The following is a 15,527-nucleotide window of genomic DNA, read 5'->3' on the forward strand; positions in this document are numbered from 1 at the left end:
AGCAGATCTGCCCACCCGCATCAGCCAGGGTCCGCAACGCGTCCAGGACCTGGTCCCAGACCCCGTCGCGCTGGTAGCGGCGGAACACCCGGTACAGGCTCGACCACGGCCCGTACCGGTCGTGCACGTCCCGCCACGGGCACCCCACGCGGGTCCGGTACCGGATCCCGTCGATCTGCCGGCGCAGGAACCGTGCGGGGCGCCCGCACGCGGCGACCGGCAGCAACGGCTCGACCACCGCCCACGCCTCATCACTCAGATCATGCCGCCCCGCAACATCCACCACGACCCCGCAGCATGCCGAAACCCCAGGTCAGACGCCACTTCTGAAACAGGCCCTAGGGCCACGGCTACCCAGCTGACGGGATCACCACCGCCAGAGCTTCACGGACCTCGTCGAGGTCAAGCCGTATCAGCCGACCGACTCGGTAACCACGCACGGTGCCGTCGGCGATACGACGCCGCACGGTCTTGGTAGAGATGCCAAGCGTCTCTGCGGCGACTGTCAGGCTGACCATGTTTCCCTTCGGGCTTCGCCCGGCCATGCTTGATGGCGAGGGACGTGGGCTGTTTCTTCCGGCATGCGGTTTCATGATGCTTCTCCATCATCAGACGAACCTGTCAGATCACAGGTGTCCGATGCTGTCCGCGGGCGGCTCCGATCGATCGGTGCGGCGCTCGTCAGGCCCCAGCAAGGCTGGGTTCCGTCGCAGACGCCGTTCTGCCAGTTCGTCCTTCCGTGCCTCCGCAGACATGCGCTCGGCGATCATCCGGTCACGTTCCGCGGCAGCGTGCTGATAGTCCATCGCTACGCGCGGTTCTGAGTGGCCGGCGCGGTACATCAGCTCGGCAGTCGTCGCTCCCGCCCGTGCGGCAAGAGTGAGGCTCGTGTGCCGAAGGTCGTGGGTCTTCACGCCCGGCAAGCCCGCCTTGTTGCGTGCTCTGATCCAGTTGTCGCGCCACGTCCCCTCCGGTAGGACACCGCCCTTCTGGCCCGGGAAGACCAGGCCGTCCCGTCCAGACTGGGCGAAGCGATCGATGTGCGCGGCAAGTATCGGCACCAGGTCTTCCGCGATCGCGATGGTCCGATACCCAGCGTCCGACTTCACCGGGCCGACCACTGCATTGATGCCCTTGCCGCCCTGCGAGACGTTCTGCTCCACGCTGACCGAAGCATTCCGCGGATCTCGTAGGTCGACGTCGCACCGGCGGAGCGCTCGGGCCTCGCCGATGCGCATGCCGGTCCAGTTGAGCAGATCTGCCAGTGCACGCAGGTTCTCGGGGAGCGCCTCAGCCAGTGCCCGCACTTCGCCGGGGGTCAGAATCACCCGGCGACGCCGCTTGTAGCGGCCGGCTCCGACGACACGCGCCGGCGAGATCCCGATGAGGCCAGCCTCGACTGCTCCCTTGAAGACACCGGAGAGGAACTTGTAGACCTGGGCGGCTTCACCTGCCCCGGTCCGATCCGCGCGCTCGGCCTTCTTCGCTCGCGCTCGCGCCTCGGCCTTCAGCTTGGTGTGCCACACCGTGACGTCCGTGACCGTGATCTCGTCGACGTACTTCTTGCCGATCGTGGGCTCGATGTAGACGCGGAGGTTTCGGGTGTAGTTGCGGTACGTCGACGGCGCGAGCGTGCGCGACTCGATGTACTCCCGCGCCCACTCGCTCAGCGTCAATCGGCCTACCACGGAACCGCGCGACTTCGGTGGACTCCACTCGTCGCGATCGATGAGCCGCTTCTCTTCGACGAGCCAGGCTTCTGCGGCGAGCTTGTCCCCGAAGGAACGCGGGTGCGTCTGACCATCTGGCCCGAGGTACCGCGCGCGGTAGCCCGAGACCTTCTTGGTCCGTGTGTTGCGGCGAGTCTCGATGTTGCCGAACGCCCGGTGACCTGACTTACCTGCCATGGAGACCGACCCCCTCACAGAGCGAGGTGGGCAACGGGCGCCAGCAGCCGTGGGCATTAGGTGGGCATTCGAATGCCCACAGGAGTCCAGAAGTGTCTACTGCTGTCCAGGAGGGGAGGAAGCGTCGACCCAGGTCAGGCTGCATTTCTGCAGCGAGTGGGCCCGGAGGGATTCGAACCCCCGACATCCACGGTGTAAACGTGGCGCTCTAACCAGCTGAGCTACGAGCCCCGGCAGCGGTCCACAATACCTGGCCCGCGCCGCACATCGTCCCTGTTTTCGGGTCCGCCCCGGATCAGATCTCGGCGAGCGCGCGCCGGTACTCGTCCAGGTCCCTCGCCTGCCCGCGGGGGTTCACCACGCTCCAGCGCACGATGCCGTCGCCGTCGATCAGGAACGAGCCGCGCAGGGCGATGCCCGAGCCCTCGTCGAAGACCCCGTAGTCGCGCGCGACGGCGCCGTGGGGCCAGAAGTCCGAGAGCAGGTCGAACTGGTAGCCCTCCGCGGCCTGCCACGCCTTGAGCGTGAACACCGCGTCTGTGGAGATGACGAGCAGCCGCACCCCGGCGGTCTCGAAGTCCTCGATGTTGTCGCGCAGCTCGCAGAGCTCGCCGGTGCACGTGCCCGAGAACGCGAACGGCACGAAGACGACGAGCACCGGCGCCCCGCGCAGGTCCGACAGGGTGGTCGGGGTGCCGTGCGTGTCCGGGAGCGTGAAGTCGGGCGCGGGGTCACCCGGCGACGGCACGGTCACTTGCCGCGGCCGCGGTAGCCCAGGCGCGTCGCCGACCAGTCCTCGGCGATGGCGAACGTGCTGGTGGTCTGCAGGCCGGCGGTCGTCGCGGCCTCCTGGATGTCGCCGTGGCCCACCTCTCCCGGGCGGCCCGGCTTGGGCGTGAGGATCCAGATCAGCCCGCCGTCGTCCAGCACGGTCAGGACGTCGACCAGTGCGTCGGTGAGGTCGCCGTCGTCCTCCCGCCACCAGAGGATGACGCCGTCGGTGACGTCGCCGTAGTCCTCGTCCTCCAGCTCACCACCGATGATCTCCTCGATGTCGGCCCGCAGGGCTTCGTCGACGTCGTCGCCCCAGCCGAACTCCTGCACCACCTGGCCGGCCTCGAAACCGAGGCGGCCCGCGCCCTGGGTGTCCGTGCTCACTTGGTTGATCGTCCCTCTCTCTGTCGCACCGGAAACCCGGCGCGTCACGTGTTCTGTCAGCCCCTCGTCGGGCTCTCCGTCGCCAAAGGTAGTGCACGCACCCCGGCCATGCCTCGCAACCTGGGCGCGTCGCGTCGTTTTGATCTCGCGATGAGTTGGCAACGGACAGGTCATGCACTGAGTCTCATCATTGCGATACCGCGTATCAATACTGGTGTGAACCTCTACGGACGTAACGCAGATCACGCACTCTTGACCGCCCTATGGTGTGAGCGCACGCTGAGAGGGGACAGAATGGCTCTGACCACCTGTGCGTGGGCGTGCACAGCCGCAACCCCAGCTGTGGTGACGCTGCCGCCGACGCGACGGGTTCTGACGAGGCGGCGGGGAGCGCGAACCGCGACCACGCCGCGCGACACACCGAGAGAGGTTGCTGGTGGCTTCGTTTGACGAGACCGGACCGCTGATCAACGGTCTGCTCAGCGCCGTACCCGACATCGACCCGGCCGAGACCGAGGAGTGGGTCGAGTCCTTCGACGGGCTGATCGACGAGAAGGGCGGACCCCGCGCCCGGTACGTCATGCTCAACCTGCTGCGCCGCGCGCGCGAGCGCAACGTGAGCATCCCCGCGTCGATGGCGACCCCGTACGTGAACACCATCGGTGTGCACGAGGAGCCGTACTTCCCGGGCGACGAGGCCATGGAGCGCCGCTACCGCTCGTGGATCCGCTGGAACGCGGCGGTCATGGTGACCCGCGCCCAGCGCGAGGGCCTGAGCGTCGGCGGGCACATCTCCTCCTACGCCTCCGTGGCCACGCTGTACGAGGTGGGCCTGAACCACTTCTTCCGGGGCAAGGACCACCCGGGCGGCGGCGACCAGATCTACTTCCAGGGCCACGCCTCCCCCGGCGTCTACGCGCGCGGGTACCTCGAGGGCCGCCTGAGCGCCGACCAGCTCGACGGCTTCCGCCAGGAGCTGTCCCACCCGGGCGGCGGCCTGCCGTCCTACCCGCACCCGCGCCTCATGCAGGACTTCTGGGAGTTCCCGACCGTGAGCATGGGCCTCGGCCCGGCGTCGGCGATCTACCAGGCCTGGACCAACCAGTACCTGCACAACCGCGGCATCAAGGACACCAGCCAGCAGGACGTCTGGGCGTTCCTCGGCGACGGCGAGATGGACGAGCCCGAGAGCCGCGGCATGCTGCAGCTCGCGGCGCAGCAGCAGCTCGACAACCTGACGTTCGTCGTCAACTGCAACCTGCAGCGTCTCGACGGCCCGGTGCGCGGCAACGGCAAGATCATCCAGGAGCTGGAGGCCCAGTTCAAGGGCGCCGGCTGGAACGTCATCAAGGTCGTCTGGGGCCGCGAGTGGGACGCCCTGCTCAACGCCGACAAGGACCGCGCCCTGGTCAACCTGATGAACGTCACGCCGGACGGCGACTACCAGACCTACCGCGCCGAGTCGGGCGCGTTCATCCGCGAGCACTTCTTCGGTCGCGACCCGCGCACCAAGGCGCTCGTCGAGAACATGACCGACGAGGACATCTGGAACATGAAGCGCGGCGGCCACGACTACCGCAAGCTCTACGCGGCCTACTCGGCGGCGCGGGCGCACACGGGCCAGCCGACCGTCATCCTGGCGCACACCGTCAAGGGCTACGGCCTGGGCGCGGGCTTCGCGGGCCGCAACGCGACCCACCAGATGAAGAAGCTCAAGGGCGACGACCTCAAGACGCTGCGCGACTCGCTGCACATCCCGATCTCCGACGAGGAGCTCGAGAAGGACCCGTACCTGCCGCCGTACTACCACCCGGGCGCCGACGCGCCGGAGATCCAGTACATGCTGGAGCGCCGCCGTCAGCTCGGCGGGTTCGTGCCGGAGCGCCGCACGAAGGCGCGGACGACGCTCACGCTGCCCGAGGACAAGTCCTACGAGCTGCTGAAGAAGGGTTCCGGCACGCAGCAGGTCGCCTCGACCATGGCGTTCGTCCGCCTGCTCAAGGACCTGTTCAAGGCCAAGGACTTCGGTCACCGCATCGTGCCGATCATCCCGGACGAGGCCCGCACGTTCGGCCTCGACTCCATCTTCCCGAGCGCCAAGATCTTCAACACGCTCGGCCAGAACTACCTCGCCGTGGACCGCGAGCTCATGCTGAGCTACAAGGAGTCCGAGTCCGGCCAGATCATGCACACCGGCATCAACGAGGCCGGTTCCGCCGCCGCCTTCCAGGCGGTGGGCACGGCGTACGCCACGCACGGCGAGCCGATGATCCCGGTCTACATCTTCTACTCGATGTTCGGCTTCCAGCGCACGGGCGACCAGTTCTGGGCCGCCGGCGACCAGATGACGCGCGGCTTCATCATCGGCGCCACCGCCGGCCGCACCACGCTGACCGGTGAGGGCCTGCAGCACGCCGACGGGCACTCGCCGCTCATCGCGGGGACGAACACCGCCGTCGTGCAGTACGACCCGGCGTACGGCTACGAGATCCGGCACATCGTGCGCGACGGCATCGAGCGCATGTACGGCGACGGCTCCGACGGCCGCGACCAGGACGTCATGTACTACCTCACGGTGTACAACGAGCCGATGGTCCAGCCGGCCGAGCCGGAGGACGTCGACGTCGAGGGCATCAAGCGCGGCCTCCACCGCATCTCGGTGTCCGACGCGGACGGCCCCAAGGCCCAGCTCCTCGCCTCCGGCGTGGGCGTGCCGTGGGCGCTCGAGGCGCAGCAGCTCCTCAAGGAGGACTGGGGCGTCTCGGCCGACGTGTGGTCGGTGACGAGCTGGAACGAGCTGCGCCGCGACGCGCTGGCCTCCGAGCACGACGCGCTCGTGGACCCGGCGGCGCCCGTGCGCACCCCGTACGTCACGGAGAAGCTGTCCGGCGCGCAGGGCCCGTTCGTCGCCACCAGCGACTACGACCACCTGGTGCCCGACCAGATCCGCGCGTGGGTGCCCGGCGACTACGCGGTGCTCGGTGCGGACGGCTTCGGCTTCTCCGACACCCGCGCCGCCGCGCGCCGGCACTTCCTCATCGACGGCCCGTCGATGGTGGTCAAGACCCTGCAGTCGCTCGCGCGGCGCGGCGAGGTCCCGGCCGACGTCGTGGCCAAGGCCGTGGAGAAGTACCGCCTCCTGGACGTCAACGCCGGCACGTCGGGCGTGGCGGGCGGCGACAGCTAGTCCCTGCCCGACCAATCCCGCCCCGACCAAGCCATTGGGCCCAGAACTCAGCTGAGTTCTGGGCCCAATGGCTTGGTCGGCGGAACGATGGCGTGGTCGGCGGAACGATGGCTCGGGCCACGGGGACAGGCGGGGCAGACGGTTATGCCGGGCCCGCCTCCGCGATGCGCTTCGCCAGCTCGTCGCGGAGGCGGGCCGTCGCCCGCGCGTCGGGGTGCGTCTCCAGTGCGCGCAGGTGCTGCTTCGCCTCGTGCACGCGGTCGGCCTCCAGCGCGGCCAGCACCAGGTGCCTGCCCACCTCCGGCGGGTGCTCCCGCACCCGCCAGTGCCCCACGCCCAGACCCAGGGCCTCGACGGGCATGCCCGCCTCCCGCAGGATCGCCAGTCCCTCGACCAACGCGTTCCCGTCCGGGTCCCGCTCCGCGGCCGTCGTGAACCGCCGGACGGCGCCCTCCGGGTCGTCCGCCAGCGACAGCCGGCCCAGCTCGATCAGCGGGTACCAGCCGCGCGGGTGCCCGGCGAGCTCCTCGGCGAGGGCCCAGACCGCGAGGTCAGCCTCCTGCTGCTTCGACTCCGGGATCTCGTCGGAGTCCCGCAGCGGGTCCTCCAGCGTCGGGTCCTCCGCGGCCCGGCGACGGACGATCTCCGCCAGGGCGCTGAACGCCTCCTCGTTGTTGGGATCGTCGGTCAGCTGGGCGCGCAGGGCGTCCTCGTGCCCCGCGTCCCCTCGTCGGGGCGCCGACGGCGACGGCCGGCGCGCACCGACCGTGGACGCAGACAGGGGCCGACGGATGAGGCGGCGGAGCCGTTGCATCAGGGCCATGCCTCGACCCTACAGTTTTCCTCACCCGCTCACTGGGCCGACGCTGTCTGAGAAGTCCGTTTGTGGACTCCCCACAACTCGGACTCGTATGCTGCCCCGGTGCCAGCAACGCGACGGGCGCGCACCAGCGCCCCCAAGAACGACCAGGGGGCCGGACCGTCCGTGGAGCGACCCGCGGACCCGACACAGGAGACGGGAGCCGAGGTCGGCACCGACCCCGCCGGCTTCCCGATGAACCTGCAGCGGGTCCGCGAGGCCAGCGGCCTGCTCACCGCCGCCGCCATGCGCCGGCTCGACGAGGACCTGAACTGGTACCGCGAGCTGCCCGCCGAGGACCGCTCCTACGTCGGACTCGTCGCCCAGGCGGGCATCAACGCCTTCACCTCGTGGTTCACCGACCCCGACCGGCCGCCGCACGGCGTCAGCGAGATCTTCGCCGCGGCCCCCACCGAGCTCACCCGCTCGATCTCCCTGCAGCACACCCTGCAGCTCGTGCGCGTGGTGGTCGACGTCGTCGAGACGCACTCCGACCGGATCGCCGCCCCCGGCGGCGAGCGCGACCTGCGCGAGGCGGTGCTGCGCTACTCCCGCGAGGTCGCCTTCTCCGCCGCCGAGGTCTACGCCCGCGCCGCCGAGTGGCGCGGCGCCTGGGACGCCCGCCTCGAGGCGCTCGTCGTCGACGCCCTCGTGCGCGGCGACGGCGACGACTCGCTGCGCTCCCGCATCTCCGCCCTCGGCTGGAGCGGCCGCGGCAACGCCCTCGTCGTCGTGGGCCACGCCACCCCCGAGCTGGACGAGATCCGCACCGCCGAGATCCGCCGGGTGGCCCGCCGCGCCGCCGGCGACGCCCTCGTCGGCATCCACGGCGACCGCCTCGTGCTCGTGCTCGGCGGCGAGGGCGACCTCGTCGCCGCCGCGACGTCGCTCATGAGCCGGTTCGGCTCGGGCCCCGTGGTCATCGGCACCCAGGTGCCCAGCCTCACCGACGCGCCCCGGTCGGCCCGGTCGGCGCTCGCCGGCCTCACGGCCGCCCCGGCCTGGCCCCAGGCGCCGCGTCCGGTCATGGCCGACGACCTGCTCCCCGAGCGGGTCCTGACCGGCGACTACACGGCGCGCGCCACGCTCATCGCCCAGGCGTTCACCCCGTTGCAGGACGCCGGGGGCGCCGTGCTGGAGACGCTGTCGGCGTACCTGGGCACGGGCCGGTCTCTGGAGGCCGCCGCACGCCATCTGTACGTTCACCCCAACACGGTGCGCTACCGGCTGCGCAAGGTCTCGGAGATCACCGGCTGGGACCCGCTGGACGCGCGCGAGTCGTTCGTGCTGCAGGTGGCGCTGGCCCTCGGCCAGCTCGGGCGCGGCTGACCTCAGGCCCTAACTCTTCACCCGTCCCGGCGCCTTGTAGGTTGTCCACAAGGCCCCCCGACCAGGTTGGTACGGGTCGCGACGTCGCAAGCGCTGTCCGGGTTGGCAGAGTGGACGCGTGCTCGCCGTCGTCTGCCCTGGACAGGGCTCACAGACCCCCGGGATGCTCAGCGACTGGCTCGAGCTGCCCGGCACCGAACAACGCCTCGCCGCGGCGTCCGAGGCCGCCGGCCTCGACCTCGTGGCGCACGGCACCACGTCGGACGCGGACACGATCCGCGACACCGCCGTGGCGCAGCCGCTGATCGTCACCACCTCCCTGCTCGCCCTGCGCGCCGTCCTGGACGGCCGCGAGGCAGCCGACGTCGTCGACGTCACCGCGGGCCACTCCGTCGGCGAGCTGTCGGCCGCGGCCGTGGCGGGCGCCCTGACCGACGACGGCGCGGCCGGCCTGGTCGCGCGCCGCGCCCGGGCGATGGCCACCGCGGCGGCCGCGGCGCCGTCCGGCATGAGCGCCGTCGTGGGCGGCGACCCGGACGAGGTGCTCGCCGCGATCGAGGCCGCGGGCCTGTGGCCCGCCAACGTCAACGGCGCGGGCCAGACGGTCGCCGCCGGCGCGCTGGAGAACCTCGCCAAGCTCGCGGAGAACCCGCCCACCCGGGCCCGGGTGATCCCGCTGCAGGTGGCGGGCGCCTTCCACACCCCGTTCATGGACGCGGCCCGCGCCGAGTTCGAGCCGGTGGCCCTCGGCTGGGACGCCGCGGACCCGACGCTGCCGTTCCTGGCCGACCTCGACGGCACGGCCTACACGGGTGGTACCCACGGCCACGGCACGGGCGCCGACGTGCTGCGCAACCTCGCGGGCCAGGTCACGGCGCCGGTGCGCTGGGACCTCATCATGACGGCCCTCGCGGAGCGCGGTGTGACGGGCCTGCTGGAGCTCGCCCCGGGCGGTGTGCTCACGGGCCTGGCCAAGCGCGGCCTCAAGGGCGTCGAGACCGTGGCGGTCAAGACGCCGGCCGACCTGGACGCGGCCCGCGCGCTCGTCGCGGCCCACAGCACGGCGGGAGCCGCCTGATGGCCACCCTGCAGCAGGCACAGCCCACGCAGTTCTCGCGGATCCTCGCGATCGGCGCGGAGCGCGGCGAGCTCGTCGTCACGAACGACGACATCGCTGGTCCGATCGACTCCTCCGACGAGTGGATCCGGCAGCGCACCGGCATCATCACGCGTCGCCGCGCCGGCGCGGACAAGGACGTGCTCGACCTGGCGGAGACCGCCTCGGTGCGGGCGCTGGAGGCCGCGGGCCTGACCGGCGCGGACATCGACGCCGTCATCCTGTCGACCATCACCCACATGCACATGACGCCGTCGGGCGCCGCCATCCTGGCGGAGCGCCTCGGCGCGACACCGGCCGCGGCCTACGACGTCTCGGCCGCCTGCGCGGGCTACGCGTACGGCATCGGCCAGGCGGACGCCCTGGTGCGCGCGGGCCTGGCCCGCCACGTGCTGGTGATCGGCGCCGAGAAGCTCAGCGAGATCATCGACCCGACCGACCGCTCCATCTCGTTCCTGCTGGGCGACGGCGCGGGCGCCGCGATCGTCGGCCCGTCCGACACCCCGGGCATCGGCCCGACGGTGTGGGGCTCGGACGGCTCCAAGGCCACCGCGATCCGGCAGACGCACTCGTGGACCGAGCTGCGCGAGGACCCCTCGCTCGGCTGGCCCACGCTGCGCCAGGACGGCCCCACGGTGTTCAAGTGGGCGAGCTTCCAGATGGCGCCGGTCGCCGAGAAGGCCATGGCCGAGGCGGGCGTCACCGCCGAGGACATCCAGGTCTTCATCCCGCACCAGGCCAACATGCGCATCATCGACCAGATGAAGAAGCAGCTCGGGCTGCCCGAGTCGGTGGTGATCGCGCGCGACATCGCCGAGACCGGCAACACGTCGGCGGCGTCCATCCCGCTGGCCGCCGAGCGGCTCCTGTCCGAGGGGCAGGCGAAGTCCGGCGACCTCGCACTCCAGATCGGGTTCGGCGCGGGCCTCGTCTACGCCGCGCAGGTCGTGGTCCTTCCCTGACGAGGGTGCCCGTTGTGCATTCCGGTCGCCGGATGCGCCAAGATCTGACCAGCAAGACTCCGGTGCCCGACGGCGCCGGTGACCGTTACGAAAGATAAGGAAGTCCCATGGCCAACACGGACCAGGAGATCCTCACGGGCCTCGCCGAGATCGTCGCCGAGGAGACGGGCCTCGACACGGCCGACGTCCTGCTCGAGAAGTCCTTCACCGACGACCTCGACATCGACTCCCTGTCGATGATGACCATCGTCACGCACGCCGAGGACAAGTTCGGGGTTCGCATCCCGGACGAGGAGGTCAAGAACCTCGCCACCGTCGGCGACGCCGTGAGCTTCATCAAGAGCGCCCAGGCCTGATCCGCCCCCGGCGGCCGCCGCGGGCCCACCCGGCTCCGCGGCGCCGCCGGGCACGCGCTGCCCACGAGACAGCGCACCCCGCAGCACCTGCCCCCTTCGTCCCACCATCCTCGGGAGCATCACCATGACCTCCGCACGCGAAGTCGTCGTCACCGGCCTCGGCGCCACCACCCCGCTCGGCGGGGACGTGGCATCCACGTGGGAGGCCGCCCTCGCCGGCGTCTCGGGGGCGCACACCCTCGACAACGACTGGGCGGAGAAGTACGGCCTGCCCGTCACGTTCGCCGCCACCATCAAGGTCGACCCGGCCGAGGTGCTGTCGCGCCCCGAGACCAAGCGCATGGACCCGTCCGCGCAGTACGCGGTCGTCGCTGCGCGCGAGGCGTGGGCCGACGCGGGCACCCCCGAGGTCCCCGGCGAGCGGCTCGGCGCCGTGGTGTCGTCGGGCATCGGCGGTATCCAGACCATCCTGGACAGCTGGGACACCATGCGGGAGCGCGGCGCGCGCCGCATGCTGCCCATGACGGTCCCCATGCTCATGCCGAACTCGCCCTCGGCGTACGTCTCCCTCGAGTTCGGTGCCCGCGCGGGCACCCACGCGCTCGTCTCGGCCTGCGCCTCGGGCGCCGAGGCCGTCGGGTACGCCGTGGAGATGATCCGCACGGGCCGGGCCGACGTCGTCGTCGCCGGCGGCACCGAGGCCTCGATCCACCCGATGCCGCTCGGCGGGTTCGCGGCGTCGCGCACGCTGTCGCTGCGCAACGACGAGCCGGAGCGCGCCTCGCGGCCCTACGACGTCGACCGCGACGGCTTCGTGCTGGGCGAGGGCGCCGCCGTCCTGGTGCTGGAGAGCGCCGAGCACGCGGCCGCCCGCGGCGCGCGCGTCTACGCGAAGATCAGCGGCGTCGGCCTCTCGTCGGACGCCTACCACATCACCTCGCCCGACCCCGAGGGCACGGGCCAGGTCGCGGCCATGCGCGCCGCGCTGGAGGACGCCGGGGTGACGCCCGCCGACGTCGTGCACGTGAACGCGCACGCCACCTCCACCAAGGTGGGCGACCTCACCGAGACCGCCTCGATCCGCAAGCTCTTCGGGTCGGACGCCGACCACGTGCAGCTCTCGGCCACCAAGTCGATGACCGGCCACCTGCTGGGCGGTGCCGGCGCCATCGAGTCGCTGTTCGCGGTCAAGGCCGTGGCCGAGCGCCTCGCCCCGCCGACCATCAACGTGGACAACCCCGACCCCGAGCTCCAGGTGCCCCTGGTGCGGGACGAGCCGGCGAAGCTGCCGGGCGGCGACATCGCCGCGATCAACAACTCGTTCGGCTTCGGCGGCCACAACGTCGCCCTCCTGATCCAGAACGCCTGATCCACGGGCACGTGTCGGACGCTCAGGTCACCCAGGTGATCTGAGCGTCCGACACGTCCGGGGGTGTGCCGACGGCGCTCCCCGGTGCTGACATGGGAGAATGTCACCATGGCAATGCGTGAGATCCGAGTGGTTCCCGACCCCGTGCTACGTACCCCGTGCGACACCGTGACGACCATCGACGACCGCGTCCGCGGCCTCGTCGCGGACCTCGTCGAGACGGTGGACGACGAAGGGCGCGCCGGCCTGGCCGCCAACCAGATCGGCGTCTCGCTGCGCGCCTTCTCGTGGAACATCGAGGGCGACATCGGCTACGTGCTCAACCCGCGCATCGTCGAGCTGGGCGAGGAGCTGCAGGAGGGCGGCGAGGGCTGCCTGTCGGTCCCCGGCCTCTGGTACCCCACCGTCCGCGCCAACTACGCCCGCGTCGAGGGCATCGACCTGGACGGCAACCCGCTCACCGTGGAGGGCACCGGCCTCATGGCGCGCTGCCTGCAGCACGAGTGCGACCACCTCGACGGCATGGTCTACCTCGACCGGCTGCAGAAGGAGACGCGCCGGGCCGCGATGCGGGAGCTGCGCGCCCGGCTCTGACCGGCCCGTGAGGGATCAGCGGGCGATTTCGTACGTTCACCCCCTGTGGGATGAATCATGCCCAGATTCGTACGACCACTAGTGGCGATACGTCCCTTTAGGCAAGAATGTGCCGCACGAACTCGTCGTACGAAGTGATCTTTTCGGCGACATGCGTGTCAGTTCGCCTCGCATGTCACCGAGGGATCGGGCAGGATGTGGTCCGAAGCACTGCTGTGCAACCGGCCACAGCGTCACCGCCCTGGTGAGGACGTAGGGGAAGACGTACCTCGATCCAGGGAGGAAGACATGGCCGGTGTCATCACGCGGGGTGTGCTGTTCGTGCACTCCGCGCCACGTGCCCTGTGCCCCCACATCGAGTGGGCCGCAGGGAACGTCCTTGGCGTGCGCGTATCCATGGACTGGACCGCGCAGCCCGCAGGGCGTGGCCTGTACCGCGCCGAGTACTCGTGGCAGGGGCCGCAGGGCACGGGCGCCAAGCTCGCGTCCGCCCTGCGCGGTTGGGCGCACCTGCGCTACGAGGTCACCGAGGACGCGAGCAACGGGGCCGACGGCGCCCGCTGGTCGCACACCCCCGACCTCGGCATCTTCCACGCCATGACCGACGTGCACGGCAACGTGGTGGTCCCCGAGGACCGTGTCCGCGCCGCCCTGGAGCTCGCCGACCCGCGCGCCATGCGCGAGGCCCTCGACCTCGCCCTGGGCGCGGCGTGGGACGACGAGCTGGAGCCCTTCCGCTACGCCGGCCTGGGCGCCCCGGTGCGCTGGCTCCACCAGGTCGGCTGAGCCACCCGGCGGGCGACCGCCGTGTCCCGCAGGAACACGCAGTCGCCCGCCATCATGAACAGCGAGAAGAACGGCAGGCCCAGGACCACGGCGATGGCCGCGTGCATGAGCAGCGCCCCGCCGACCGCGGCCGTGCGCAGCCGCCGGTGCAGCACCAGGATCGGGAACGCGACCTGCAGCGCCAGCGTGCCCCACGTGGCCGTGGCCACCAGCCAGCCCTGGCCCACGACGAGGTCGGCCAGGAGCGGCCACGGCCGGAACTGCGGCAGCGCCAGGGGGTAGTGCACCGCCGTGCCGTCGCGCCAGGCGGCCCCCTCGAGCTTGAACAGGCCCGACAGCACGTACACCAGGCAGACCTGGGCGCCCACCGCGAGCACGGCGGTGTTGTGCGCGAGGGTGCGCACCGGCCCCGGCACACCCCTCCCCCGTCGGCGGGCGTCGAGCGACCAGCGCGCGGACGTGTCGGCGAGGCAGAGGTACAGCAGCAGGATCCGGGCGAGGTTCAGCCCCTGGTCGGCCACCAGGGGGTTGACCGCCGTCAGCACGGACCAGCCGAGCAGGAGCAGGGGCACCGTCCACCGCGCCCGCCAGCCCACCGTGACCAGCGCGGCGACCACCAGCACGCCGAGGCAGAGCACGGTGAGCGGGAGGTCGGGGAGCGGCTGCCCGCCGGCCGGCGTCGTCCAGCGGGCGCCGTCGCCCCACAGGGCCGCGCGGTCCGCGAGGTTCGCCGCCACGTAGGCGCCGGTGCCCAGGCCCAGCAGGATGCGCGTCAGCGCGAGGCCGTAGGTCGCGTGCCGCTCCCGGGTCATCCAGCGCACGCCGGCGTCGAGCAGACGGGTCACGGCGCCCGGCCCCCGAGCCGCGCCCAGGTGGCGGCGAAGGCCGCGTCGTCCTGCCCGGGCAGCCGCAGGGGGGCGCGGGCGCCGAGGGTCAGCTCGTCGGGCGGCGGGGCCGGCGCGCCGGGCGGCGCGACCTCGCGGCGCACCACGGCGGCCTGGACGTAGACGGGATCGCCGTCGTCCGGCGCGGCCCGCTCCGCGCTGACCACCTGGGTCGCGTAGGCGGTCAGTGCACGGTCCGCGGCCAGGTAGCGGTCGACGACGGCGGCCGGCGCCCCTGCGTCGGTCAGGTCCGCACGACTGCCCCCCGTGGAGCCCAGCGCCAGGACGCGGGCGTCGTCGGGCAGCGCGAGGTACGCCGCGCGCACCTCCGCGGCCAGGCGGCGGGCGGGCCGTTCGGTGGCGGCCGGGAGCACGTGGCCCATCAGGGCGCGGGTCTCGACGGCCGTCGCGTCGGTCCACGGTCCCGGCTCCAGGGCGCCGCCGGGTCCGCTCGCCCAGACCCCGCGCACCCGCAGCACGTAGTCGACGTGCAGAGGTTCCGGCGCGAAGAGCGACCAGCCCTGGTCGAAGACGGGCGTCATCCAGGCTCGCAGCACGCGGTGGGCGGGCGTGGTGACGGGCTGGTCGGACAGCGGCTCGTCGTGCCCCGTGAGCCGTCCGGGCGCCGTCCACAGCACGGTCGCGACGAGGTGAGCGGCAAGGACCGCCCAGGCCACGAGCCCGGCGGCCCGCAGGCGCCGGGAGACGGCGGGCGCCCCGGAGTCCGGCCCCTCGCGCGCAGTGCTCACCGCGCACAGGGTGCCAGACGCCGGGGCGCCCGGGCCAGAAAGCATCGCTCGCCGCGACCCCGGAGAGTCGGCACAAGCCCTGGCTAGCTGGTGCTACTACGAGGGCGCGCTTGCACTCCCACGCAAGGCGGCCGCGGCTTCGAAGATCGTCGCCTGGGAGGCGCCGAGCTCCAGGTACGGCGTACGCCGTCAGGCCTGGACGCCCGACGATGACGCGGTCGTCAGAAGTCACAGCGCAGACGATGCGGCACGGATCCTCGGCCGGACGCT

The 15,527-nt window shown here is 71.7% G+C and carries 16 protein-coding genes and 1 tRNA gene; 8 read left to right on the top strand and 9 right to left on the bottom strand.

The window, feature by feature from the left end; translation table 11 throughout:
* The 6 genes from APR03_RS24195 to APR03_RS24220 all read right to left on the bottom strand — a co-directional run.
* Positions 1-238: transposase (locus APR03_RS24195; protein ID WP_253839889.1), on the bottom strand; the 238-nt coding region annotated here is incomplete at its 3' end.
* Positions 239-350: 112 nt separating this feature from the next.
* Entirely contained in the window at positions 351-593 is a 243-nt protein-coding gene (locus tag APR03_RS24200; protein WP_308216542.1) for an excisionase family DNA-binding protein, read from the bottom strand.
* A gap of 33 nt (positions 594-626) precedes the next feature.
* Positions 627-1,907, bottom strand: coding sequence for a tyrosine-type recombinase/integrase (locus tag APR03_RS24205; RefSeq protein WP_253839891.1), 1,281 nt, complete (start codon positions 1,905-1,907; stop codon positions 627-629).
* A gap of 157 nt (positions 1,908-2,064) precedes the next feature.
* Positions 2,065-2,138: transfer RNA gene (locus APR03_RS24210), tRNA-Val, on the bottom strand.
* Positions 2,139-2,202: 64 nt separating this feature from the next.
* Positions 2,203-2,661 (bottom strand): peroxiredoxin, encoded by a 459-nt coding sequence (locus APR03_RS24215; protein WP_253839892.1) that lies wholly within the window; start codon positions 2,659-2,661, stop codon positions 2,203-2,205.
* Entirely contained in the window at positions 2,658-3,065 is a 408-nt protein-coding gene (locus APR03_RS24220) for a DUF3052 domain-containing protein (protein ID WP_253839894.1), read from the bottom strand. Before APR03_RS24220 ends, APR03_RS24215 begins: the two co-directional genes overlap by 4 nt.
* A gap of 436 nt (positions 3,066-3,501) precedes the next feature.
* Here APR03_RS24220 and aceE point away from each other — a divergent pair, with 436 nt between their 5' ends.
* The gene (gene aceE, locus APR03_RS24225) at positions 3,502-6,252 is read left to right on the top strand and encodes a pyruvate dehydrogenase (acetyl-transferring), homodimeric type (RefSeq protein WP_253839896.1); all 2,751 of its coding nucleotides are present in this window, start codon (positions 3,502-3,504) and stop codon (positions 6,250-6,252) included.
* Positions 6,253-6,394: 142 nt separating this feature from the next.
* On the opposite strand, the gene APR03_RS24230 is transcribed toward aceE, so the two are convergent.
* A complete protein-coding gene (locus tag APR03_RS24230; protein WP_253839898.1) occupies positions 6,395-7,075 on the bottom strand; it encodes a hypothetical protein in 681 nt (226 codons plus the stop codon).
* Positions 7,076-7,306: 231 nt separating this feature from the next.
* Between APR03_RS24230 and APR03_RS24235 the strand changes: the two genes are divergently transcribed.
* From APR03_RS24235 to APR03_RS24265, 7 genes are all read left to right on the top strand, one after another.
* On the top strand, positions 7,307-8,440 hold the full coding sequence (locus tag APR03_RS24235) for a PucR family transcriptional regulator (protein WP_253839966.1): 1,134 nt from the start codon (positions 7,307-7,309) through the stop codon (positions 8,438-8,440).
* 118 nt (positions 8,441-8,558) lie between these two features.
* Positions 8,559-9,518 carry an ACP S-malonyltransferase gene (locus APR03_RS24240; protein WP_253839900.1) on the top strand — a complete coding sequence of 320 codons (960 nt, stop codon included), beginning with the start codon at positions 8,559-8,561 and terminating at the stop codon, positions 9,516-9,518.
* On the top strand, positions 9,518-10,519 hold the full coding sequence (locus APR03_RS24245) for a beta-ketoacyl-ACP synthase III (protein WP_253839902.1): 1,002 nt from the start codon (positions 9,518-9,520) through the stop codon (positions 10,517-10,519). The genes APR03_RS24240 and APR03_RS24245 overlap by 1 nt, the downstream gene beginning before the upstream one ends.
* A gap of 107 nt (positions 10,520-10,626) precedes the next feature.
* Positions 10,627-10,875 carry an acyl carrier protein gene (locus tag APR03_RS24250; protein ID WP_119143615.1) on the top strand — a complete coding sequence of 83 codons (249 nt, stop codon included), beginning with the start codon at positions 10,627-10,629 and terminating at the stop codon, positions 10,873-10,875.
* Between the two features lie 124 nt (positions 10,876-10,999).
* Positions 11,000-12,244: a beta-ketoacyl-ACP synthase II gene (gene fabF / locus APR03_RS24255; protein WP_253839904.1), complete on the top strand. Its 1,245-nt coding sequence runs from the start codon at positions 11,000-11,002 to the stop codon at positions 12,242-12,244.
* A gap of 108 nt (positions 12,245-12,352) precedes the next feature.
* On the top strand, positions 12,353-12,838 hold the full coding sequence (def, locus tag APR03_RS24260; RefSeq protein ID WP_253839906.1) for a peptide deformylase: 486 nt from the start codon (positions 12,353-12,355) through the stop codon (positions 12,836-12,838).
* A 288-nt stretch (positions 12,839-13,126) separates the two neighbouring features.
* Positions 13,127-13,624, top strand: coding sequence for a DUF3145 domain-containing protein (locus tag APR03_RS24265; RefSeq protein ID WP_253839908.1), 498 nt, complete (start codon positions 13,127-13,129; stop codon positions 13,622-13,624).
* Here the strand turns inward: APR03_RS24265 and APR03_RS24270 are convergent.
* Positions 13,576-14,469 (bottom strand): HTTM domain-containing protein, encoded by an 894-nt coding sequence (locus APR03_RS24270; protein WP_253839909.1) that lies wholly within the window; start codon positions 14,467-14,469, stop codon positions 13,576-13,578. The genes APR03_RS24265 and APR03_RS24270 overlap by 49 nt on opposite strands.
* Entirely contained in the window at positions 14,466-15,257 is a 792-nt protein-coding gene (locus APR03_RS24275) for a DUF5819 family protein (RefSeq protein WP_253839910.1), read from the bottom strand. The genes APR03_RS24270 and APR03_RS24275 overlap by 4 nt, the downstream gene beginning before the upstream one ends.
* Positions 15,258-15,527: the final 270 nt, after the last annotated feature.

The organism is Promicromonospora thailandica (genome assembly GCF_024171955.1).
In the GTDB taxonomy this organism is placed as follows: Bacteria; Actinomycetota; Actinomycetes; order Actinomycetales; family Cellulomonadaceae; genus Promicromonospora; species Promicromonospora thailandica.